General features: G+C 58.9%; 17 protein-coding genes. 9 read left to right on the top strand and 8 right to left on the bottom strand.

From position 1 onward, the window contains the following. Positions 1-597 (bottom strand): bifunctional DNA primase/polymerase (locus tag ACILSI_RS23810; protein WP_395724420.1); only part of this gene is annotated, 597 nt, incomplete at its 3' end. Between ACILSI_RS23810 and ACILSI_RS23805 the strand changes: the two genes are divergently transcribed. Then, positions 515-1,099, top strand: coding sequence for a hypothetical protein (locus ACILSI_RS23805; protein WP_395724421.1), 585 nt, complete (start codon positions 515-517; stop codon positions 1,097-1,099). The genes ACILSI_RS23810 and ACILSI_RS23805 overlap by 83 nt on opposite strands. A gap of 28 nt (positions 1,100-1,127) precedes the next feature. Here ACILSI_RS23805 and ACILSI_RS23800 read toward each other — a convergent pair whose 3' ends face one another. The 7 genes from ACILSI_RS23800 to ACILSI_RS23770 are packed head-to-tail and all read right to left on the bottom strand — an operon-like array spanning position 1,128 to position 6,265. Next, a complete protein-coding gene (locus ACILSI_RS23800; protein ID WP_395724419.1) occupies positions 1,128-1,673 on the bottom strand; it encodes a hypothetical protein in 546 nt (181 codons plus the stop codon). Continuing rightward, entirely contained in the window at positions 1,670-3,937 is a 2,268-nt protein-coding gene (locus ACILSI_RS23795) for a Hint domain-containing homing endonuclease (protein WP_395724418.1), read from the bottom strand. Before ACILSI_RS23795 ends, ACILSI_RS23800 begins: the two co-directional genes overlap by 4 nt. Continuing rightward, entirely contained in the window at positions 3,937-4,068 is a 132-nt protein-coding gene (locus tag ACILSI_RS23790; RefSeq protein WP_395724417.1) for a hypothetical protein, read from the bottom strand. Before ACILSI_RS23790 ends, ACILSI_RS23795 begins: the two co-directional genes overlap by 1 nt. A 33-nt stretch (positions 4,069-4,101) precedes the next feature. Next, positions 4,102-4,938: a PD-(D/E)XK nuclease family protein gene (locus tag ACILSI_RS23785; RefSeq protein ID WP_395724416.1), complete on the bottom strand. Its 837-nt coding sequence runs from the start codon at positions 4,936-4,938 to the stop codon at positions 4,102-4,104. A 29-nt stretch (positions 4,939-4,967) separates the two neighbouring features. Then, positions 4,968-5,699, bottom strand: coding sequence for a phage replication initiation protein, NGO0469 family (locus tag ACILSI_RS23780; RefSeq protein ID WP_395724415.1), 732 nt, complete (start codon positions 5,697-5,699; stop codon positions 4,968-4,970). Continuing rightward, positions 5,696-6,025 carry a hypothetical protein gene (locus tag ACILSI_RS23775; RefSeq protein WP_395724414.1) on the bottom strand — a complete coding sequence of 110 codons (330 nt, stop codon included), beginning with the start codon at positions 6,023-6,025 and terminating at the stop codon, positions 5,696-5,698. Before ACILSI_RS23775 ends, ACILSI_RS23780 begins: the two co-directional genes overlap by 4 nt. Before the next feature lie 3 nt (positions 6,026-6,028). Continuing rightward, positions 6,029-6,265, bottom strand: a complete 237-nt coding sequence (locus ACILSI_RS23770; RefSeq protein WP_395724413.1) for a helix-turn-helix domain-containing protein — start codon at positions 6,263-6,265, stop codon at positions 6,029-6,031. Between the two features lie 288 nt (positions 6,266-6,553). Between ACILSI_RS23770 and ACILSI_RS23765 the strand changes: the two genes are divergently transcribed. The 8 genes from ACILSI_RS23765 to ACILSI_RS23730 form a co-directional block, all read left to right on the top strand. Continuing rightward, on the top strand, positions 6,554-8,452 hold the full coding sequence (locus ACILSI_RS23765; protein WP_395724412.1) for an AAA family ATPase: 1,899 nt from the start codon (positions 6,554-6,556) through the stop codon (positions 8,450-8,452). An 8-nt stretch (positions 8,453-8,460) separates the two neighbouring features. Then, entirely contained in the window at positions 8,461-9,579 is a 1,119-nt protein-coding gene (locus tag ACILSI_RS23760; protein ID WP_395724411.1) for a sensor histidine kinase, read from the top strand. A gap of 8 nt (positions 9,580-9,587) precedes the next feature. Continuing rightward, positions 9,588-10,655 carry a response regulator gene (locus ACILSI_RS23755; RefSeq protein WP_395724410.1) on the top strand — a complete coding sequence of 356 codons (1,068 nt, stop codon included), beginning with the start codon at positions 9,588-9,590 and terminating at the stop codon, positions 10,653-10,655. Beyond that, entirely contained in the window at positions 10,652-11,068 is a 417-nt protein-coding gene (locus ACILSI_RS23750) for a response regulator (RefSeq protein WP_395724409.1), read from the top strand. Before ACILSI_RS23755 ends, ACILSI_RS23750 begins: the two co-directional genes overlap by 4 nt. 101 nt (positions 11,069-11,169) lie before the next feature. After that, positions 11,170-11,340: a hypothetical protein gene (locus ACILSI_RS23745; RefSeq protein ID WP_395724408.1), complete on the top strand. Its 171-nt coding sequence runs from the start codon at positions 11,170-11,172 to the stop codon at positions 11,338-11,340. A 96-nt stretch (positions 11,341-11,436) separates the two neighbouring features. After that, positions 11,437-14,367 (top strand): DEAD/DEAH box helicase, encoded by a 2,931-nt coding sequence (locus ACILSI_RS23740; RefSeq protein ID WP_395724407.1) that lies wholly within the window; start codon positions 11,437-11,439, stop codon positions 14,365-14,367. Positions 14,368-14,386: 19 nt separating this feature from the next. Further along, a complete protein-coding gene (locus ACILSI_RS23735; RefSeq protein ID WP_395724406.1) occupies positions 14,387-19,486 on the top strand; it encodes a class I SAM-dependent DNA methyltransferase in 5,100 nt (1,699 codons plus the stop codon). Positions 19,487-19,522: 36 nt separating this feature from the next. Then, positions 19,523-22,518 (top strand): DEAD/DEAH box helicase (locus ACILSI_RS23730; RefSeq protein WP_395724405.1); only part of this gene is annotated, 2,996 nt, incomplete at its 3' end.

Genomic DNA, 22,518 nt, shown 5'->3' with positions numbered 1-22,518 from the left:
CCAGGTGTAGCGATGGCCAGTGCGATGAATGGAAGGCGCGACAACGAGGTTAAAGCCATTGAGATAGAGCTCGGCGCTCACCTTGGCGTTGATTTGCACGGTTGGTGGTTTGCGCGACTTGAGGATGTGCAGGGGAAGGTCGCGGCAGATGAAATGCAGATGCGCGCCACCGCCGGTGCGCTCACGCGGCACGCTGAGCAGATCTGGATGCTCATCGAGCCATGCACGCACGGATTGGCCTGCGTCAGCTTTGCTATCGAGATCCACGGCCACGAAGGGCGGGCGCACCACGACGCCCAGGTTATTGGAGGTATGAGTGCCAAACACTTTTTCAAGATCGGCAGTGGTGACGTCGGAGGCCTTGTGGTCCCGCCACCCCTTGCAGGCGGGCTTCTTGCCGCGTTCTTTGTCGTCGCCCTTGTCTGGTGGATAAAGTTGATGCACGGCCCAACCAAGTTCTTTGAGGTAGTAGCGTGAAGCCGTCAGCCGATCCCAATCGTTGATGGAGGCCGGGATGTGGAATGCGCTGCCACTTTTGGCAGCAAGTGGGTCGTTAGACGGGAACAGAACCTCGCTGTTCCCGATTTCAGGGAACACAGCAGTCTTGTTCCCATTGTTGTTCCCGTTTGATGGGAACAGAACCTCGCTGTTCCCGATTTCAGGGAACACAGCAGTCTTGTTCCCATTGTTGTTCCCGTTTGATGGGAACAAAGCTTCGCTGTTCCCGATCTTGTTCCCGATTTCAGGGAACACAGCAGTCTTGTTCCCATTGTTGTTCCCGTTTGACGGGAACAAAGCTTCGCTGTTCCCGATCTTTTTCCCGTCGTTGTTCCCGTTTGATGGGAACAAAGCTTCGCTGTTCCCGATCTTGTTCCCGATTTCAGGGAACACGGCAGTCTTGTTCCCGTCGTTGTTCCCGTTTGATGGGAACAAAACCGCGCTGTTCCCGACCTTGTTCCCATCAACCTCCGCCGATGGCTGGGCAAATTCGCGCTTGGGCTGTGCCCACTGCTCGCGCACCGCCCTTTTGCCGAGGGTTGAGAACGGAATCTCAAACCGCTTCGCGACGGAGCGCAGCGGTTCACCTGTTGCCTCATAGTGGCCACGGATGGTTGACCAATCTGGTTTCATCCTCTCGCCATCAGTGTTGATTGTTTGCGCGTCAGACTTTCGCGGCGCGCATCACGCCACTGCCGCCACTCCTCGTAGCGGGCATGACAAAGGATGGACCACGAATACTGCGGGAATGATTCCCATGCGTTGAACATTGGCCAGGCGGGAGTCTCATCCTTTGCCATGGACTGGAGTGTGGCCCCTAGCCCGCGCCCAAGCTCCTGTGTCACTTCTTCGATGCAGACAGTGAACTCACACTGACGTGCCAGAGCATACGGAAGCGCAGGAAAACCGACCGTCACTCGCCACACCCAGCGAAGGCTGCAGTAATTGTTGAGGCACAGGTGCCAGCGATTCCCAGCGAGATCAAACTTGAACGCCCCTTCATGCCGAAAAGGTTTGTTTTGCCGCAGATGGCAAAAGACGGCACCACTCTCAACCAAGCCAGCCAGCAGCGGGCCGATGAGTTTGGAGTGCAGATGCTTTTTCTCGCCGGGCTTGAGCTGAATGTTCCACGGATGATGAGCCGGTATGGTGGCTGTAGAAACGGAGGTGTTCATGGGAGTGGTGATGGGTTCAAGTCAATTGCCGAACTGGTGATGCCCTCGTAAAAATCCAGGGCGGCGCGCGACACGAACACGCCGTTGAACCACGCCTTGAGGTTGAGTCCGGCGAGTGTGCGCACGCGCGAGAGCGCCACGTAGGCCTGGCCGGGTTCGCGGGCGGCTCTCACGTCGATGTAAGCCGAGTCGAGGGTGAGTCCTTGGGCTTTGTGGATCGTGAGGCTCCAGGCCAAGCGTAGTGGGATCTGCACAAAGGTGGCGCTGTGTTTGTCGCGTGCATCAAACCGCCACTCATAGGGTGCGACGCGGATCGGCATCCCCTCGCAATCGACGAGCACTTCATCTCGTCCGCACACAACCACCGTGCCGGTCTGACCGTTTACGAAACCCAGGTCGGGTTTGTTCACGGTGAACATGACGCGGGCACCCGGCTTGAGCACGAGGCGCTCGGGTGTGAGCAGATTGTTGCGCAAGAACTGGATCTGATGATCGGGACCTTGCGTGCGTGCCTGATATTCGGTTTCAGTCGTGTCGATGCAGGAGAGCCGGTAGGCGTTCCATTTGTCCACCTGCGTGTTGTGCGTGAACAGGCGCGGGATGTCGGCATTGGGAAAATGAACCACGCGTGAGGCGAGCAGTGCCGAGTTCTCTGCATTGAGTCGTCCCTGCCGAAATTCACCGAGGGCCGCGAGAAACTGCGGCTCATCCTGGCGGTGAACCTTGGTCAGATGGATCACGGCAAAGTTGGCGCGTTGCCACGCCTCCGTTTGGAAAGCCCAATCATAGGGCTCGCTGGGGTTAGTGCGTACAGGAGGGAGTTGGCAGTTGTGAGTCACTGTGCCGTCAGCCAGCAGAAAGAGGTGATCGCCGTCGGTTTCAAACCCGGCGAATTCTCCCACACCTTCGGCGCTGACCCGCAGGGTGGAATTCAAGCGTGAACGTCCCAAGCTGCGCGGGGCCGACTGCTTGCGGGTGACTCGGGTTGGGATGCGCCAGGTGTCGCCGCCAATGCTAATGTTCCAAGCTTGATTGCTACTGTTCCTATGCAGTGATGTCCTGAAACCAAGATGATCTGCCAGTTGTTTAACCTGTCGGGCGAGGCCATAAAGCACCGTGCAATAGATGAAACGGTTGCCTGACCAGCAGCCATCGCTGTCGAGAAGCCCCGCGAGGAGTTCAAGCCTGTTGGCTTCCGAGTTGAGCAGAAAATCGTTCGGGATGTGCTTGTTGCCCAGTACGCCATATTTGATCAGAAGGGTGCGAACTGGATTGATCTGCCCCTTGCCGTTGCTGAGTGAAATACGGAGCGCAGGGGTGTTGAATCTTTCCCGGCGCAAGCCACAGCGTGCTCCTACTCTAGCGGCATAGCGGTGGCAGTATTCGATGACTTCCGGATCGGGTGAGGTGATCCGCGCGGCGCAGGTTTCACCATCGCCAAGCCAGATGCCGAGGAAATACGGCTCAAGCTCCACTCTGCGCTCAGGGAATTGAACCAGCCCCGCTTTGTAGCCGCCAAAACATTCCAGAAACTTGGTATTTTTCGAAGGCATATCCGCTGCGCGCACGGTGATGTCGGCTTGAAGCGAGGGATAGCGTCCGGAATTACCCCGACGCCGTAGCGCAAGCAGATGGTTGCCTGTGACGGTGTAGGAATCGCCATTGGCCTGCTCCACGCGGTAAAGGGGAGCCTCGCCGCTGAAACAACGGATGACGTTTCGTGGCTTGGAGTCGGGTCCCATCACTTGATCGCCCGGCTGCACGGATTCGACCGCTCTGAGTGACCCATCAGCCATCACAATCTCTGTGCCCCGCTTCAGGCAGAAGTCACCCGTGGCGATGATCTGGATGCCACCGAATGGTGACTGATCACGACGCACGGTGCGGCACAGCAGGTCGAAGAACTCCAGCGTGACACCGGAGAGCATCGACACCTCATCGAGCACCAGGACGCGGCAGGCGCGGATGCGGTCCATGCCGGCACGCACCGATTGACGTTTATCACGCATCAGTTCACGAAGGAACGTGTGTGGATCATCGCCGCGTTTTGGTCCCAGCATCATGCCGCTCCAGCGGTGCAGCGTGCTGCCACCAATGTTGAGGGCAGCGATGCCGGTGGAGGCCGTGATCGCCACGTCCTCGTCGTCAGCGTCGATCTCGTTGCGCAACAAGGTGCTCTTGCCTGTGCCCGCCTGGCCGGTGAGCAGGACGTTACGGCCCTGCTGCACCAACCGGTGCAGAGTGAAGGAGGATGGATCTTGCATCAGCCGAGGTAGGTGTGCAGGATCCAGCCGAGGCAGAACCCCAGCAGCATGAAGAGCAAACGCCACAGATCAGTGGGGCGCAGACGATGGGATGAGGAACGCAGTCGCAAAGGTTCGTCGAGGTAGGACATGAGCGTGGGCATGATTCGGGTTGAGTGAAAAGTTCAGGCGTTCAGGGCTGCCGTGGGTTGCGGGCGATAGCCCTTGGTGAAGCACCACAGCTCGCGGGCGCTTTGGAAAGCCTGCCAGCAGGGCTCGTGCTCCTCGCGTGGCCAGACCTTGACCTGCACCGGTGTGGGTTCGACGGAGTTGATCACCACTGAAGCGATGTCCTCCAGTTTGCGGCTGCATTCACCGGCGTGATCGAGCGCCTTGAAGTAGGCCATCAATTGCAGCGGCCACGTTTCATAGAAGGCGGCCTGATAGATGCCCTTCTTGTCGGGCTTCATCTTCTGCGTCTTAAAATCAATGACGGCCCAGGTGCCAGCATGCCGCAGCTTGGCCACGAGGTCGATGCGTCCGGCGAAACCGAACTCCGAATGCACGGCCACGGTTTCCACTAGGCCGATGCGCTCGACGTGATCATCGATCCAGAGCTTCACCGGCATGAAAAGTCGCAGAATGTCCGGGTTCTCCGGCGGCTCGCCGGTTTGCAGATAGACCTCGATGGCCGCATGCACCGCGCTGCCGAGATCGGCGGCGGAGCGCACCTGCTCGCTCATGTCTTCCACGACACGACGAGCAAAAGCGTCTAGGGATTCGTCGTCAAGCTTGGGCAGCGTCAGAGCGGCCAAGATGGCCTGCTCCTGCTTCCAGGCATCGAGGCCAGGCTTGGCCAGCACACTGAGGATGTTGGTGACTGAGGGCAAGGCGTTCACTTTGCGGGCATCACGCAGCGTGGCGGAGCGCGTGCCGTTGCCGTCCGCCCGTGGCACGTCGTGATACGGCGTGCCATCGGGTAGATACCAGTGTGAGGGGGATTCGCGTTGAATGAGGATCATGGTGGTGAGTCGGGTTCGGGGTTTGCAACTCAGTAGGCGATGTCATCTGCCTGGGGTGCGGGCTGAGGGATGCCCATCTCGGAGGCGGCTTTTTCCACCGCCGCCATCAGGTCTCGGTCGGCCTTGAGCGGCTTGGACATGGCTTTGGCAATGGGCAGCCAGTTCTCGCAAAGACTGCGCACCGCCGCCTGGTCGAGTTCGCAGAGTTCGAGTCCCTGATGCTTGCCGACATGGACTTTTGTGAAACGCCAGTCGTCCGCAGGCTGCGTATCCTGTGACGCAGGCTGGGAGACTCGGTTGTAGGAGGAGTCCTTGTCCTGGCGGTCCTTGACGCGGGTGTATTTGCCGGAGGGCTTCAAGCCAGCGCCGCTCTTGTCGGGACGGATGAGGCCGATGTTGGCGTAGGTTTCGCCGTTGCGCCCATCGTTGTGGACGATGACGATCTGCGCGGTGCGGCCGATGAGCGTGTCGGTGTCGAACTCCTGCTGCTCGGCGGTGGTGAGATCGCGTCCGAACCACTGCTTGAGGAAAGCCCGCAGCGCGGACTTTTCGCCCAGCGTGGTGTTGAAGCCGCGCGACCACACTAGGTAGGGCTTGCCGTCATCGCGGAGCTGGGTTGTTTCAAAGACAAAGCGGAACTGTTCCTTCGGGCCGTAGTCAGTCTGCACGGTTTTAGGCGGCGTGACGTCAACGCAGACGGCGTTGCCATTGTATTCAGGGTGAGTGTCGAAGGGCTTGTTGGATTGAGCGGTGAGTTTCATGGGATGCGATGTTTTGGTTTGGTTTTGGTTTGGAGGTTTGGTTTGCGGGAAATTCGGGAAGTGCGCACGGTGCCGTGGCCCTCGATGAAAAGGCTGTGCCGAGCGATCTCGGCGGCGTCTCCGCCGTTGTGATCGGCGATGTCGGCCAACTGGCGCTGGCGCTCGAACTCGAGGGCGATCAGGTAATCGAGGTCCTCCACCGGCATGGAGGTGTGCCAGAGGCCCTCTGCGGTTCGGGTGATACTCACGCTCACCTTGCGCGGCTTGTCGGGCAGGGCGGCGCGGCGCGGGATGTAGTTGATGATGTCGGAGACGGCGGTGGGCATAGCTCAAGCTGATTTGGGTTTTGTGGTGCCCGTCTGATGTGCGCTCAGCCAGCCCCTCACGGCCGCCAGGTCGAACCTGACCATGTCGCCGATCTCGAAGGCAGGCAGGCCGCGCCTGCGCAGGTTGAAGATGTGCCGTTCCGAGCAGCCGAGGTATTGCGCGAGCCGCCCGGTTGTGAAAAGGTCCTCCCGCCCTCTTCGCCCGGTGGTGCCGGAGCATTCTGTTGATTGTAATTTCATGACCGTCATTCAGTGTTTCTTGGTGGTGCTGCGGCCACGGTTGGTGGTCCGGCGTGTAGCGAATGATGGCAGCTTGGCGGCTTTTGTATGCAGGGTGCCGCACGGGAAAGGCATGTCCGTATGGGAACCGCGCGCCTTCCATTTTTCCAACCATGGGGGCGTCACGGGACCCGTATGGGAACCACCGTTGAGCGGCATGGGAACCCGTATGGGAAAGCCTCAACCCGTATGGGCAAACGTGGCTAATCGCAGGCGCGCGATAGGGAGAATGAATAGAATGGAACTATTATGAAACGACAGACTTCACGCGCCCGGCCTCATCACCTCATTCAGCGGCTGCGCGTCATCGGAGGGTTCCTCGACGGTCTCGACATCCAATTCGCCGACGGTCTCAATTGCATCATCGGACCGCGTGGGGTCGGCAAAACAACCATTCTCGAAATGATGCGCTTCGCGCTCGACACTATGCCGGGCCGTGAGGGAGATCCTTTGCGCAGGCGCGTCGAATCCATCGTCTCGTCCAACCTTGACGGTGGCCGTGTAGAACTGGTTGTCCGAACGACGGACGGTCAGACCTACACCATCAGCCGCTCCGCAGATGAACAACCTACGGTGTTAGACGCCTCAGGCGAACCCCTGACCGGTGTGAAGGTGAAGGGAGGCCGCTTATTCCGGGCTGATATCCTCAGCCAGAATCAGATGGAAAGCATTGCCGAGAACCCCCACTACCAGCTCGATCTAATCGACAAGTTCAGCGATGGAGAACTGGCCGGGATCGACTTGAAAGTGACGTCCACGCAAGATCAAATCGAGGCCAACGCCCGTGCTCTGCTACCACTTCTGACACGGCAGGCGGCGCTTGTCACCGAAACCAAAGAGCTACCTGGGGTGGAAGCAAAGTTGAAGGACATGCAGCTGAGCGCAGGCCCCAATGCCGAGGCGATCAACAGCGGTCACGCTCATAAGTCGCTTCGTGAACGTGAGTCCATGGCGCTCAGTGAAGTCTGCAAGGTGTGCGCCGATACGGTCAGGACCGTGGGCGGATTGAAGAACCGGCTGGGAGAAGATGTTGACTCGCTGATTACGCCCGAAATCTTGGATGGACCGAACGGCGGGAGGATGAAGCGGGTCGCTCGCGCCATGCACGAAGCCATCGGGAATTTCGAGAAATTGTTGGATGAAGCCGTGGAGGCGCTGAGAGTCGGTGGGAAAACACTGACTTCTGAAAGGGATGGTCTGGATCAGGAGCACGTCCGGCAGGAAACTGCTTTCCGGCAATTGCTTGAGAAGCACAAGGAAGCCCAAGCTCGCTCGGCTGGACGCACCGCGGAGGAGAAGCGGCGCAACGAACTCCTCTTTAAACAGCGTGAGTTGGCGGATGTGACCAAGCAGGTGAAACTGTTGGAGGGGGAACGCCAGACGCACCTTGGTCAGCTTTCCAACTTTTTTGATCGTCGCTTCCAGATTCGCCACGAGATTGCCACCACGCTGACGGAGGATCTGGCTCCGTTCATCCGGGTGACCGTGCAACAATGCGGCAATCGCGATGCCTACCGAGCCCATCTTGAAGGAGTTTTCCGCGTCCCCACCATCAAGGGCGGAATCGTGGCCAGGAAGGTGGCTGATGCCATCCCTCCTCAAGTGTTGGCGCAGTTGGTTCGAAAGGGCGGGGCCGAAGCCATCGCTGAAGCTTGCGGGCTAAATGACAACCAGGCTGAGGCGGTTGATTCGATCCTCTCCCAGCCTGAGAATCTTTTCGCACTGGAGCTCATAGAAATGCAGGATTCACCCTCCATTAAATTGTCCGATCGGGATGAGTTTCGGGACTCCTCCGCGCTTTCCACAGGGCAGAAATGCACCGCCATTCTTCCGATCCTGCTCTTCGAAAGCGTCAACCCGCTGCTCATCGACCAGCCCGAGGACAACCTCGACAACAGCTATGTTTTCGAGACTGTTGTGAAGACCATCCGCAAGGTGAAGGCAGGCCGTCAGATGATCTTTGTCACCCATAACCCAAACATTCCCGTTCTTGGCGAAGCATCCATGGTGTTCGTCATGGATTCCAACCGCACGCAGGGAGGGGTTGCGAATTCTGGGGACGTGGACCATTGCAAGGATGACATCGTGACGATCCTTGAAGGCGGCAAGGAAGCGTTTATTGCCAGAATGGAATGCTACAACTATTGACGCAGCCTATGGAAGCATCACCGGAAGATTTGGCGCAGTGGCTCGGCATGCTCGAGGATGATTCCTTGCCCGTGGACTGGCAGCTGAGACAGGAATGGGCGGAGGCCGTCTCACTCTATGTGCGCAGCAAGCCGGTCACGGCTGAGGCCCTCGCCTTGATTCAGAAGCTTTCCCAGGATGCGAAGTGGGAGGTCCGGCTCGGGATCGCGCGTCGCTTGATCTCGTTTCCACTGGAGACTTTCGAGTCGCTTGTCAGCCAGCTCGCGCAGGATGCCAACGCATACGTTTCGGAGGCCGCGCGAGTGGCGATGGCCAGGCGCGTTCCTCGGGACAAAAAGCATGGTCGCAGCCGGCACACGGACATCCAATCGCTGATCGCTGAGATCGACCGCACCTACGGAGCTGCCGCAACCAAAGCCGCCACTGCCTTTGCGGACCGGCAGACCAACGAAGTGCTGCTCTCCGTGGCGCACGACATCAAGACCATCCTCACATCAGTTCTTACGAGCCTTGACGGTTTGACGTGCATCGATGCCCTGCCCAAGGCCGATGTAACGCGGATCAAGAAAATCAGACAGGGGCTCGATGATCTTCAGGGACTGCTTTTCACCATCAACACGTTCTCCCGATCCATTCGGCTTGTGCTCCGCGAGGAGGACATCGGCGCACTGGCAGCGGAGGCAGCGGAAAAGGCCCAAGAAAATGTGGTCTCAGGGGAAAAGGATGCCGGAGTTGTCGAGGTTACGCTCGACATTCCCGCCGGCCTCAGGGCACGCGTTTCCCGTCCCCATCTGATGATGGTGCTCACAAACACAATCCAGAACGGTATCGAATGCCACGAAGAGCGCCTCAGATTCCGGCCCGGTTCAGTCAAAGTGTCTGCGTGCATTGAAGCTGGTGTTCTTCGCATGACGATTTCCGACACAGGGGCCGCCGTGGACGCGCGCCAGCTTGCAAAGCTTCAAGAATTCATCCCCGGCAACAGCGCCAAATCGAATGGCACCGGCTTTGGACTTCCCATTGCAAAACGCTACATCGAAGATCACGGCGGCACACTCCGGCTGTCGATGATTGAGGGCGTTGGACTGGTCGTCGAAATTCACCTGCCCACCCAAACCCCGCCCTGATTCTCGCCATGCCGCACGCACTTGTAATTGAAGATGACGACAGTGTTCTGGATGCAGTCCACGATAGATTGCGATCGATGGGCCACAGCCATGACGTGGCCTGCTGCCAGAAGGAGGCCGAGGAGCACCTGCTAAAAACAGCGTATGACTATGTGCTGCTCGATCTCTCGATTCCGGTGACCTACAAAGGGTATTCCGATCGCGAGTATGGCCGTAATCTTCTCCACCGGATCAAGGGACCTCTCGGGCATACCCAGACGCCGGTCATCATCATGACGGCGCACGACAACGACTCCTACCACCTTGCGGTGGAGCTTATGAAAGAGGGAGCGGTGGACTTTGTGGGCAAGCCCTTTGGCGAAAAACACCCATTGGAAAAAAAGATCCGCGAGGCCTTGGAGAAGCACCCGCCCCGGGACGCCGCTACTGAGGAAGTCATTCCGGCCGCAAAGAGTCAGACGGCGCGCCAGCCATTGAGACAGGCATTCCTCGATTATTATCCCGATCGTGTCGAACTAGCAGGTTATGAACTCGCTGGATCTGAGAACTCGACGCAAAAGCGGAAAGTACTCGACCTCCTCAAGCATAAGCTTTTGACCAACGACCGGAAAGCTTACGACGGCAACTACGTCGCTAAGTTCGCTCTCGGTATTGTTGAGTTTGGCGAAAAGGCAGCAGCCGACGCCGTCCGGCAGATTCGCGAGGCTGGAGTGAAGATACTTCGGGAAAAAGAACATCTGGAGTGCAACGGGAACGACATCGTTGCCAACCGCGACAAGGGCTATGCGCTCGGGCCGTTGATTCAGGTGCGGGACGGTGGTCCCGATGCTGGCGCGGAGGGGAAGCGCAATCTCACGCAGAAACAGGTCGCGGCGCTGCGCGAGTTGCGCCGGGACAAATCGCTGACTAGGCGAATGCTTGGACGCCGGCTCGACACCAGGCTGGACGCACTCGACAAAGAGATGGAGCCCCTCGTGCAAGAAGGGTGCGTCAAGCGAACCGGGGCGGGAGCTGCAATGCGATTCGAGCTGGTGCTCGACCCGATGGAAGTTGCTCATGACAAGCCTTCCACATGAAGACGAAACCGCTCGCCCTGATTGTAGATGACAATTTTCTCGTTCGCGAGACGGTTGAGGACCGCGTTGCCGAACTTGAGCATGACTTTCATTCCGTGGGATCACAGCATGAAGCATGCGAGCACCTGGACCTTCACACCTACGACTACATCTTGCTGGACTTGGAACTGCCGAGGAGCTTTGGCAGACCACCGCTCGCCGAAGTGGGTAGAAAACTTCTCCGTCAAATCAAGGAGCACCCGAGGAACCACGCTGCGCCAGTGCTCTCCATGAGCGCGCACTTCGGCCCCGACTCAGAACTCGGAGATGAGATGATCGAACTCGGGGCGGCCGCATGGATCGGCAAACCTTTTGACGATCTTCATGGGGCCATCAAGGGGATGCTTGCTCAGCATCCTAAGAGAGAGGAATGACGAACTGGAAGCCTTGATCGGGAGAATCGTCTCTGCCGCGATTTTTCTCGCTACCCCCACAAATGTCCCACCCCTCGTGCCAAAATGGTTAAAATCTGCTCATGAAACGAGACGCCCGCGAGTTCATTCGCTCCACGACCACCCTGCTTGATCATGTCCTTGCGACACTCACGCAGGAAGAACAGCACGCGCTGGCGGGTGCGCAGGCCATGTCAGACGACGCCAAGTCCATGAATGAGATTCTGAAGGAGGATGAGCGGAAACCTGATTGATTCTTGCTACTTCGATTCTGTTGCTTATCGGGTGCGTGACGCACCTATTGGCCCACGCCTTCGTGAACCTCTCCCTGCAAGATTAATCTTCAAACCATGCTTCCCTACGCCCCAGGTGCCCGTCTTGTTGTTCGTGACGAGGAATGGCTCGTCCGTCGAGTCGATCCCTCCAGCGATGGTGGATACATGCTTTCCTGCGATGGAGTTTCTGAACTTGTCCGCAGCCGTTCGGCCCAGTTCTTGACGGAGTTGGAGGAACAGATCGTTGTCCTTGATCCGGCCAAGACTGAGTTGGTGAATGACTCCAGCTCACACTTCAACAGCACGTTCCTCTACCTTGAGGCACATCTGCGGCGTAGCACCCCGAATGACGACCGCATTCACCTGGGGCATCGTGCGGTGATGAATCTGGTGCCCTACCAGTTGGATCCTGCACTTCAGGCACTCAGGCAGCCACGGCAGCGCATTCTCATCGCGGACGCGGTCGGTTTGGGAAAGACTTTGGAGGCCGGCATTCTGACCACCGAGCTGATTCAGAGGGGCCGGGGGCAACGCATCCTGGTCATCACGCAGAAGAGCATGCTCACTCAGTTCCAGAAAGAGTTCTGGAGCCGGTTCTCCATTCCTCTGGTGCGTCTTGACTCCGTCGGGTTGCAGCGGGTCAGAAACAACATCCCGAGCAACCACAACCCTTTCAACTACTACGACCGCACGATCATCTCGATCGATACGCTGAAGAGCAATCTAGAGTATCGCAATTATCTCGAGAACGCCTGGTGGGACATCATCATCATCGACGAGTGTCACAACGTGGCGGCACGTGGCCACGAGGATGGCCTGTCGCGCCGTGCCCGGTTGGCCCGTCTCTTGTCGGGCAGGTCGGACACCATGATCCTTCTCTCTGCCACGCCCCACGACGGTTCTGCGCGGAGCTTTGCCTCCTTGATGAGCTTGCTGGATCCCACGGCGATCAGCGATCCTGATGATTACACGCCTGAAGATTATCAGCATAAGGGGCTTGTTGTCCGTCGCTTCAAGAAAGACATCCGCGACCAGGTCAGCGAGGACTTTCAAGAGCGAATCACCGAGCAGTTAAAGCAGGAGGCTAGCCCGCAGGAGGAAGCCGCCTATGAGGCCCTGCTGGCGATTCCATTCACCCAGAAAGGTCAGCACCAGGGTGGCAAGCAGCAGGAGTTGCAAAGGATTGCCATGCAAAAGGCCATCTTCTCCAGCCCCTCGGCCGCACTGGACTCGACCCTGCGTCGCATTCGACTCTTGGAAGCCAAAGCTGATGCAACGCCCGATGAGCGCAAGGAGGTCACCGCCCTCCGGGAGTTTGCCGATGCCTTGGAGAAAATCGACACCCCTCACTTCAGCAAATTCCAGCGCATCGTTGCGCAGTTGAAAAGCACTGGCTACGGATGGGAACCCACCAATGCCTCAGACCGCCTCGTCATCTTTTCGGAGAGAATCGAAACCCTGAACTGGCTCAAGCAGGCCCTGCCTCGTGCGCTTGCCCTCAAGGAATCCAGCTTTGAACTGCTCCACGGTCAGATGTCGGACACCGAGCAGCAAGACCTGGTGGATCGCTTTGGCCGCAAAGAAGATCCGGTCCGCGTTTTGCTCTGCTCAGATGTCGCTTCGGAGGGCTTGAACCTCCACTACTTCTGCCATCGTCTGGTGCACTTCGATCTCCCCTGGTCCCTCATGGTTTTCCAGCAGCGCAACGGTCGCGTGGATCGCTACGGCCAGAAGTATCAGCCACGGATCACCTACCTTTTTACCAGCACCAACGTCGAGAAGATCAAAGGAGACCTGCGGATTCTTGAAATCCTTCAGACCAAGGACGAGCAGGCGAACAAGAATCTCGGTGATCCTGCCTGCTTTCTGGATGTTTATGATCCGGACAAAGAGGCAGCCAAAGTGGCCGACCTCATGGCCGCCGGCATCACCCCTGAAGAGTTTGATCAAAAACTCGACGCGGCCGCCGCCAGCACTTCCGAACCTGAGTCTGCCGACGCCGACAACGCGGGAGAATGGTTGCTCCATCTTTTTGCCCAGGCTGAGGCGACCCCAGCCGAGGAAGTAGCCAAGCCTGGCACGGACTTCATTTCCGAGCCGCCGTCCCTCTTCGGAAACAAAGGGGTGAGCAGCGACTACGACTTCGCCAAGACCGCCCTGCAGCAGCTCTCCAATCCCACGCCGATTGCCGATTTCACTCCGGTCGATAGCAGCCAGACCCTCTCCTTGACCGCGCCCCTAGACCTTCAGGAGCGTCTTCGGGTATCGCTTCCGCTTGAGGCACGGGACAGCGGGCACCGCTATACGCTCACCGCCAGCCGGGAGCAGATGGCCGCCGCCATTGAACTGGCGAGGCAAGCCAAGGCCGAGGATGACACCTGGCCTGCCGTTCACTACCTCTGGCCGCAGCATCCCATTTTGGAATGGCTGTCCGAGCGGGTGCTGACCGCCTTCGGTCGCCACCGTGCCCCCGTTATCCAGTGCCAGAAAATGGACGAAGGCTCCCAGGCCTTCATCCTCATGGGACTCATCCCGAACCGCAAAGGCCAGCCCCTCATGATCGAATGGCGCGTGGCTGTTCACTCAGCAGGGCAATGGAACTTGGAGGCCTTTCCGGACTTTGTCGCACGCACTGGGCTCGGTGCCGGGCTGCTGCCAAACAAGGACCAAAAGCCCGATCTCTCCTCGCTTCAGGCAAACCTTCCTGATGCGGTCACCGCCATGCGCAAGTTCATGGTGGATCGCCAGAAGACCTTCTCAGCCGAGATGGACCAGCGCCTCGCAGGCACCTTGGCCGAGTTGGAGAAGTTGCAGGGGAAACAATTCGAGCAGCTCGAACTCCGACTCTTCGCCAGTCAGCAGGCCGAGCAATTTAAGCGCACCAAGCGTGAGCAGCGCACTCAGCACATCCGCAAGGTCTTCGACGAATATCGCCAGTGGGTTCAGGACACCATGACCACCGAGCCTCAACCCTTCATCCAGGTCCTTGCCGCGGTCACCCGCTAAAGCTCCTTCATTTTTTACCATGTCCGTCGCACAGACCATTCAAAGCTTCGCAGGCATCGCGAACGAAAACGAGTTCTATGGCCACCACTATCTCGCCGAGGTGTTCAAGGGGGACATCCGTGCGCTCATTGAGAAGTGGCAGGCCGCTGAAGATGCCGCCGTTACTGATGACGAAAAGGCTGCGGCCCGCGCACCCTTCCGAAAGCTCGGTGGTTTGGGTGGCAAATGGTTCGCCGGCCTTGCGTCACACGCCCGCAGTCGTGAGGACGCCGACCGCCTGCAAAGTCACGCTGATCTTCACGCGCCGCTGCTTGCTGCGCTGGGCTACACGCTGAAGCCCTCACAGGTGGAGCTGGTGGCGGGCATGCCCGTGCCCGTCTGGACCGTTGTTGGAGAGGCCCATCAGGCACCCCGGCTGCTCATTGTCCCGGCTTATGAACCTGGCGGTGAGGAAGAGACCGTGCTCGACCAGAAACTCAAGCCGCTGCACTACGGCGGCTTGGAGGTTCCCAAGGCCTTCCATGGCATGACCTGGCTCGACGTGGTCTCTGAGGCCATCTTCGGTGCAGATCACCTACCGCGTTACATCATCCTCGCCGGATTGACTGAGTGGCTCCTGCTCGACCGCTACAAGTGGCCCAACAACCGCCTGCTCCGCTTCGACTGGACGGAGATCCTCGACCGCAAGGATGCCTACACCCTTCAGGCTGCTGCGGCGTTGTTGCACCGCGACAGCCTTGCCCCGGATCAAGGCACCAGCCTCTTGGAGGGGCTTGATGAAAACGCCCACAAGCACGCTTTCGGTGTCAGCGAGGATCTGAAGTATGCCCTGCGTGCCGCCATCGAGTTGCTGGGGAACGAAGCGGTCAATCAGCTCCGTGAAAAAGCGAAGGCCAGCAAGCAGGGCTTCTACACCGGCAAAGACGCGGTCGATGCTGGTGATCTCAGCTTGGAGTGCCTGCGCATGGTTTACCGGCTGATGTTCATGTTCTACATCGAGGCCCGGCCCGAGCTGGGATATGTGCCCATCCAGAAGAGCGAGGTCTACGCCAAGGGCTACAGCCTTGAGTCCCTGCGGGATTTGGAGCTTGTCCCGCTGAACACCACCACATCCCGAAACGGCACGTTCTTCGACGCCACTCTACGTCGTCTCTTCTCCCTCATCAGCGAAGGCTGCGGTGCCACCGACGCACCCACCTTGCAGGCGGGCAGCGTCAAGGACGCCTTCACCCTCGCTCCGCTCGACAGCAAGCTCTTCGATCCGCAGGCCACCCCGCTGCTCAATCAGGTCGTGTTCCCGAACCATGTTTGGCAGGAGGTGATCCGGCTCATGTCCCTCTCGCAGGGGAAACGGAAGGGCCGCGTCAGTTATCAGCTTCTCTCCATCAACCAGCTCGGTGCCGTCTATGAGGCCCTACTCTCCTACCGTGGCTTCTTTGCGCCCGAAGACCTCTGCGAGGTGCAGCCGGAGCCCAAGAAAAAAAAGAAGGAAGCGTCCGAAGACGACGCCGATGCCGATGACGAGGGTGATGATGACAACGATGCCGATGATGCTGGAGATGCCGATGGCAGCGAAGCCTCCGCCTCGTCTGGCGACGTCATGGACAGCACCTGGTTCGTGCCCGCGAGCAGGATTGATCAATACAAAGTCAGCGAGCGCGTCCATGACAAAGACGACCTTGGTCGTCTCACCCTGCGCAGATATCCGCGGGACACCTTCATCTACCGCCTCGCCGGGCGGGACCGGCAGAAGAGCGCCAGCTACTACACCCCGCAGGTGCTCACCCGCTGCTTGGTAAAGTATGCGCTCAAGGAACTCATCGGCGAGCACCCCGGCGATCCCAACTGGCGCACCGCCGATGAAATCCTCCGCCTCACCATCTGCGAGCCCGCCATGGGCAGCATGGCTTTCGGCAATGAGGCCGTCAGTCAGCTCGCCGAGGCCTACCTGGAGCGCAAGCAGGCGGAACTGAAGCGGCGCATCCCGCACGACCAATACGCCACCGAGCTGCAGAAGGTCCGCATGTATATCGCCGACCGCAATCTCTTCGGCGTGGATCTCAACCCCATCGCCACCGAGCTGGCCGAGGTCAGCATCTGGCTCAATGCCATCTACGGAGAACCGGTCGAACCCGGCAAGCCACCGAAGGCGGCCCGCGTTCCGTGGTTCGGCTACCAGCTCTTCACCGGCAACAGCCTCGTCGGTGCCCGTCGCGAGGTCTATCCGGCCACCCGGCTGACGAAGCAGCCCAAGGAAAGTCTATGGCACCAGACCGCCCCCAAGCGTCTCGATCCGCTGAAGCCCGTCCGGGGTGAAAATGAGATCTATCACTTCCTGCTGCCGGACCCCGGCATGGCCAACTACAAGGACAAGGACGCAAAAAAACTCTACCCCGCCGAGTTTGAGCGTCTCAAGGACTGGCGCAAGGAATTCACCCAACCGCTGGAGGCGCACGAAATCCAGCGCCTGCGCCAGCTCTCCGCTGCCATCGATTCCCTTTGGGCCGAGCACGCGAAGCTCATGGCCGAGGACCGTCTCCGCACGGAGGATCCTCTCGCCCTTTGGCCTGCCAAGGAAGGTGCAGAAAAGCGGCTGTCCCGTGCGGAAAAGGAAGCCATCCGGGTGAAGCACCTGCTCAATCAGGACGACGACCTCGCCACGCCCTACCGCCGCCTAAAGCTGGTGATGGACTACTGGTGTGCTCTCTGGTTCTGGCCCATCACCCAGAGCGCCGATCTGCCCAGCCGCGAGCAATGGTGGATGGAGATCGGGGCCATCCTGGAGGGAAATATCGTGGACGTCACCATGCAGCCGGAACTGCTGCTGACCGGCAGCGCGGGCACCGCCGGGGAGAAAAACCAGCCCCACTTGCTCGACGCGCCCGGCAGCCAGCCCATGCTGCTCGATGCCCCCAGCCAGCAACCGCGCCTTCATGACCGCTACGGCCAGCTCCGCATCAGCCGCCTGCGCCAGCACTTCCCGCGCATCCGCACCGTAGAAAAAGTTGCCGCCCGAGACCACTTGGGCTTCTTCCATTGGGAACTCGCCTTCGCCGATGTCTTCGCCTCACGCGGCGGCTTCGACCTCGTGCTCGGGAATCCACCGTGGCTCAAGATAAATTGGGAGGAGGCCGGCATCCTCGGCGAGGTGAACCCGGTCTTTGCCATCCGCAAGCTCAACGCCACCGAAATCTCCAAGCTCCGCGCCGAGGCATTCGCCCAGTTCAAGGGCTTGCAAGAGGCATGGACGGCAGAACTAGAGGAAGCAGAAGCCACGCAGAACTTCCTGAACGCCTTCCAAAACTACCCTTTACTAAAGGGCATGAAGGCGAATCTCTACAAGTGCTTCATACCCCTCGGATGGCAGCTCAATAATAAGTCTGGCGTCTCAGGTTTCCTTCATCCAGAAGGACCATATGACGATCCCGAAGGCGGGGGGTTGCGTGAGGCAGTGTATACTCGGCTGCGGAGCCATTTTCAGTTCGTGAATGAACTCCAGCTCTTCGCGGAGGTGGATCATCACACTAAATACAGCGTCAATATTTATGGGTCTCACCGAATATTACCTAATTTTCATCAGCTTGCCAACCTTTTCTCCCCATCGTCCGTCGATAGTTGCTTTGCCCATGACGCAAGTGGACAAGTCGGCGGCTACAAAGACGAAGCAGGGAATTGGAACACCGCTGGTCACGCCGATCGAATCGTCAAAATTAGTTTAGATCAACTTGCGGTCTTCGCCAAACTTTATGATCAAGTAGGGACTCCGCCATCGCAAGCCAGGCTCCCAGGATTGCACGCGGGAAAACTTACATCCGTCCTACAAAAACTTGCCAATCAAAGTCGTCGCCTAGGTGACTTTGGGACCGAACAGTATCTCACTCAACATTGGAACGAAAAAAACGCCAAGGATGACGGCACGATCATGCGGAACGCCGACCGTAGCGCACCATTCCCGAGCTGTGCAGAAGAATGGATACTCTCCGGACCGCACTTCTTCGTTGCAAATCCATTCAATAAAACACCGCGGGCAATCACCAGTAAAAACAGCGATTACGACCCGCTCGACCTAGAATCATTACCAGACGACTATTTGCCGCGCACTAACTACCGTCCGATGACAGACCGCGATGAATACCGCCGCCGGACACCGCGTGTCTCTTGGGTCGAGGACGGTGAACCCGTAACCAAGCCTGTGACGGCGTATTTTCGGCTGGCCTTTCGCGCAATGATAAGCAGTGGACTTGAGCGAACTTTAATTGGTTCAATAATCCCCGAAAAAGTCGCCCACATCAATGGAGTGCAGTCTAATGTTTTTCGTTCTGTTCGCGACCTTATTGTGGCAGCAAGTATCACTTCAACTGTCGTTGCCGATTTTTTCTTGAAGTCAACAGGTCGAGCAAATCTCCATGGCACGTGGACAACTCTCCCACACATTGAACCGACTCCAGCAATTACCCTCCGCACCCTCGCCCTCAACTGCCTGACCACGCACTACGCGCCCTTGTGGGAGGAGCTGTTCGATCCCGGGTTCCGGGAGGAGAGCTGGAGCCAGCTGGACAACTCGCGCCTGCCGCAGGACTTCTTCCGCGACCTCACGCCCGATTGGCAGCGGAACTGCGCCTTGCGCAGCGACTACGCCAGGCGCATGGCGCTGGTGGAGATCGACGTGTTGGTGGCGCAGGAACTCGGCCTCAGCCTCGAAGAGCTGCAGCTCATCTACCGCGTCCAGTTCCCGGTGATGCAGCAATACGAGCGCGACACCTGGTATGACCTCCACGGCCGCATCGTCTTCACCAACAGCAAGGGCCTCGTCGGCGTCGGTCTCCCCCGCAAGCGCGGCAAGAAAGACCCCGAGATCACCCTCACCCTGCCCGACGGTCTAGGAAAAATCCCGCGCCCGATCCAAGGTTGGGAAGAACTCCGCCAGCTCCAGGAATCCGGCCACCTCCCCGACGGCTCCGTGGCCACCACCACCGTCCTCGACGACACCCTCCCCGGCGCCCCCCGCAAGGTCGAGCGCCGCTACACCGCCCCCTTCGCCCTCGCCAACCGGGAGGAGGACTACAAGATCGCCTGGGCCTTCTTTGAAGCTAAGGCCAAGAAGCAAACTGCCTCCTGATTCATCCCTCACTTTCTCGCCCCCCACTAACGCCCGATGCTGCCATCCCTCCTCGCACGCGAAGTCCAGAACGGGCTCAAGCATTTCCTGACCACAGGATTTGAACCATCTGATCCGCACTTCGCCGGCATCATGGGCCGGTTCACTGAGGATGAGTCCCGCTGGATGAAGGGACCGTATGTTCAGATCGGCCTGCCCTTCCGTGTGGGCGATGGGGGAAAGAAGTTCTTCAGCGGCTTTCAGACCGAGTTCCCGGGTTTCGTCCATCAGGAGAAGGCCTGGGAGCGGCTCTCGAGCAATCGCGGAGCCGCCAGCACCCTCGTGGCCACGGGCACCGGCAGCGGCAAGACCGAGTGTTTCCTGTATCCACTGCTCGACCATTGCGCGCGCGCAAAAGTGGATGGCGTGGACGGCATCAAGGCCTTGGTCATTTACCCGATGAACGCGCTGGCATCGGACCAAGCACGCCGCTTTGCTCAGGTGATCGCTGCGACGCCCCAGTTCGACGGGCTGCGGGTCGGCCTCTTTGTCGGTGGACGCACCGGCAAGGACGGCAAGGGACAGATGACGATGTCGCCATCGGGCGTGATCACAGACCGCGCCACTCTGCGGAAAGACCCGCCCGACATCCTGCTGACCAACTACAAGATGCTCGACTACCTGCTGATCCGTCCGAAGGATCGGCAGTTGTGGAGCAAGAACGGACCCGACACACTGCGCTATGTGGTGGTCGATGAACTGCATACCTTTGACGGAGCTCAAGGCACCGATCTGGCCCTGCTGCTGCGCCGCCTGAAGTCACGGCTTGGCACACCGGAAGGCTCGCTGATCCACGCCGGCACCTCTGCCACCCTCGGCGGCAATGTCAATACCGGCCCCTTGCGCGAATACGCACGGCAGATCTTCAGTGCCGACTTCGCGCCGGAGTCTGTCATCACCGAAAACCGGATCACCGAACTCGAGTTCCTCGGCGAGAGCACCATCGAGCACGTGCTCTACCCCCGGCCGGACTTCGAGACCGTGCTGGCACTGGGCCAATACGAATCCCAACAGCAGGCGTTGGCCGGGTGGTTCCAGCTATTCTTTCCTGGCGAAGCCGTTCCGACGGACCTCGAGGATAAGGAGTGGCGCAAGAAGCTCGGTGAACTGCTCAAAAAGCACCTGCTGTTCGTCAACCTGCTCAAGCTGGCCAAGGCCCAGATCATTTCTCTGGCAGACCTCCAGCAGCAGATGCAAGGCCCTCTGCCCGAGAGTGCCCGCATGCATATCGGTCCCGTCTTGGATGCCTTGCTGGCTCTGGTGGCCTGGGCACGTGACCCCAACGGTCGTCCGTTCATCACCCTGCGCGTTCAGCTCTGGATGCGTGAACTGCGCCGAATGGTCGCTTCTGTTCGTCTGCAGCCTGAACAAATTGATTTGCGCTCGGCAAGCGACGTTCGCCGTGAACCCGGGAAACTAAACCTGCCTCTCATCCAGTGCACGGACTGCCACACCACGGGCTGGCTAAGCCGAATGCCGGAAGGACAGGCAGTCATCTCGCAAGACCTCGATGAGATTTACAACTCGTGGTTCGCAGGTCAGCCTCAAGTCCTTCGACTCTACGCCAACAAGGGGATTTCCCGCCCTCAATGCGAAGGCATCGTCCAAAGACTTTGCACCGCCTGTGGTAACCTACAGGTGAACAGCGGCGAATGCAGCGCCTGTGGACACCAAGACATGATGGAGGTCTTCCGTGTCACTGCCTCTCGCACCAGCAAGAATGCCGCCGGACTCGTCTCCACCTGGCACGACTCCACCTGTCCCGCGTGTGGTGGCCGGAATTCCCAAATGCTTCTCGGTGCCCGTAACGCAACGCTGGGTGCGGTCGTAATCGAGCAGACGTGGGGCAGTCCCTTCAACGATGACAAGAAGCTCATCGCCTTCTCTGATTCGGTGCAGGATGCCGCTCATCGCGCAGGTTTTTTCACTGCACGCACTTACCTCAATACCGTCCGAACCGGACTCGCTCGTGTCATTGACCATGTGGCTACTCCTCAGTGTGCGTGGCCAGAATTCCTCGAAAAGGCCGGTTCGCTATGGCGTGAGAAGGGATCGAGCTTTGAGCTCCCGCTGGAACAGTTCATCTCCGAATTCATCGGCCCCAACATGCTGTGGCAGCGTGACTGGGCTGAGCATCTGATCAAAGAGGGACGCCTGCCATCAGGCAGTCGACTCCCAGGCCGGGTGCAAAAGCGTCTCGCCTGGCAGGCCTTTGCCGAGTTCACCTACCTCAGCCGACGCGGGCGGAACTTGGAGACCATCGGGAAGGCAGTCCTCACTCCGAAGATTGAGTCCATCGAAGCCGCTGCAAAAGCGGTGCTGCCGATACTCCATGAGTCCTTTGGTATTCGTCACCTTGATGAAAAGGCGGTGTTTCAATGGCTCTGGGGCTTTGTTTGCCACCTGAAGTTTCGCGGAGCCATCACGCATCCAGAGATGACCACCTTCATGGGTGATGGAAACGTCTTCGCCTTCACTCAAACCGGTGGCAGGAAAGAGTGGTTGCCTGGTATTGGCCCCCGCTCCGCTCAGCCCCGGTTCCTCTCGCTCGGCACCCAGGAGCACCTTGATCGACTGGTCGGGAGTGGGCGCAGCAAAACGTTTTATCAGACGTGGATGGAAGCCACCCTCGGTGCCGCAGGTTTGCTGCCCGAAGGTGCAGATCAGGAAATCTATCTAGCGGCCATCAAGGCACTCGAAGGCCAGAAGGTCCTATGCCGTGTTGAAGGGAAAGATGCTGATGTCGTTGGCCTGAACGCGGCAGAAATGCTGCTGGAAACCCGCGTGGCCCGTCTGATGTCGGAGCAGGGCAAGAGAAGCCTCACGGTGCCCGAAGCGGTGGCTGATGCACTCATTGGCATGCCCTGCCTTCAAGCGCCACAAGAGGTCTATGCAGAGAAAATTGAAGGTGGAACCTGGTTTGCGCGCCAATTCAGCCGCGCTGACTTACGCCGCGTTTTTTCTGCCGAGCACACCGGCATGCTGGACCGAGA

This window comes from Prosthecobacter sp., assembly GCF_044232965.1.
Lineage (GTDB): Bacteria > Verrucomicrobiota > Verrucomicrobiia > Verrucomicrobiales > Verrucomicrobiaceae > Prosthecobacter.
Note: the sequence above shows the minus strand (reverse complement) of the source record. Positions and strands in the feature narration are given on the sequence as shown.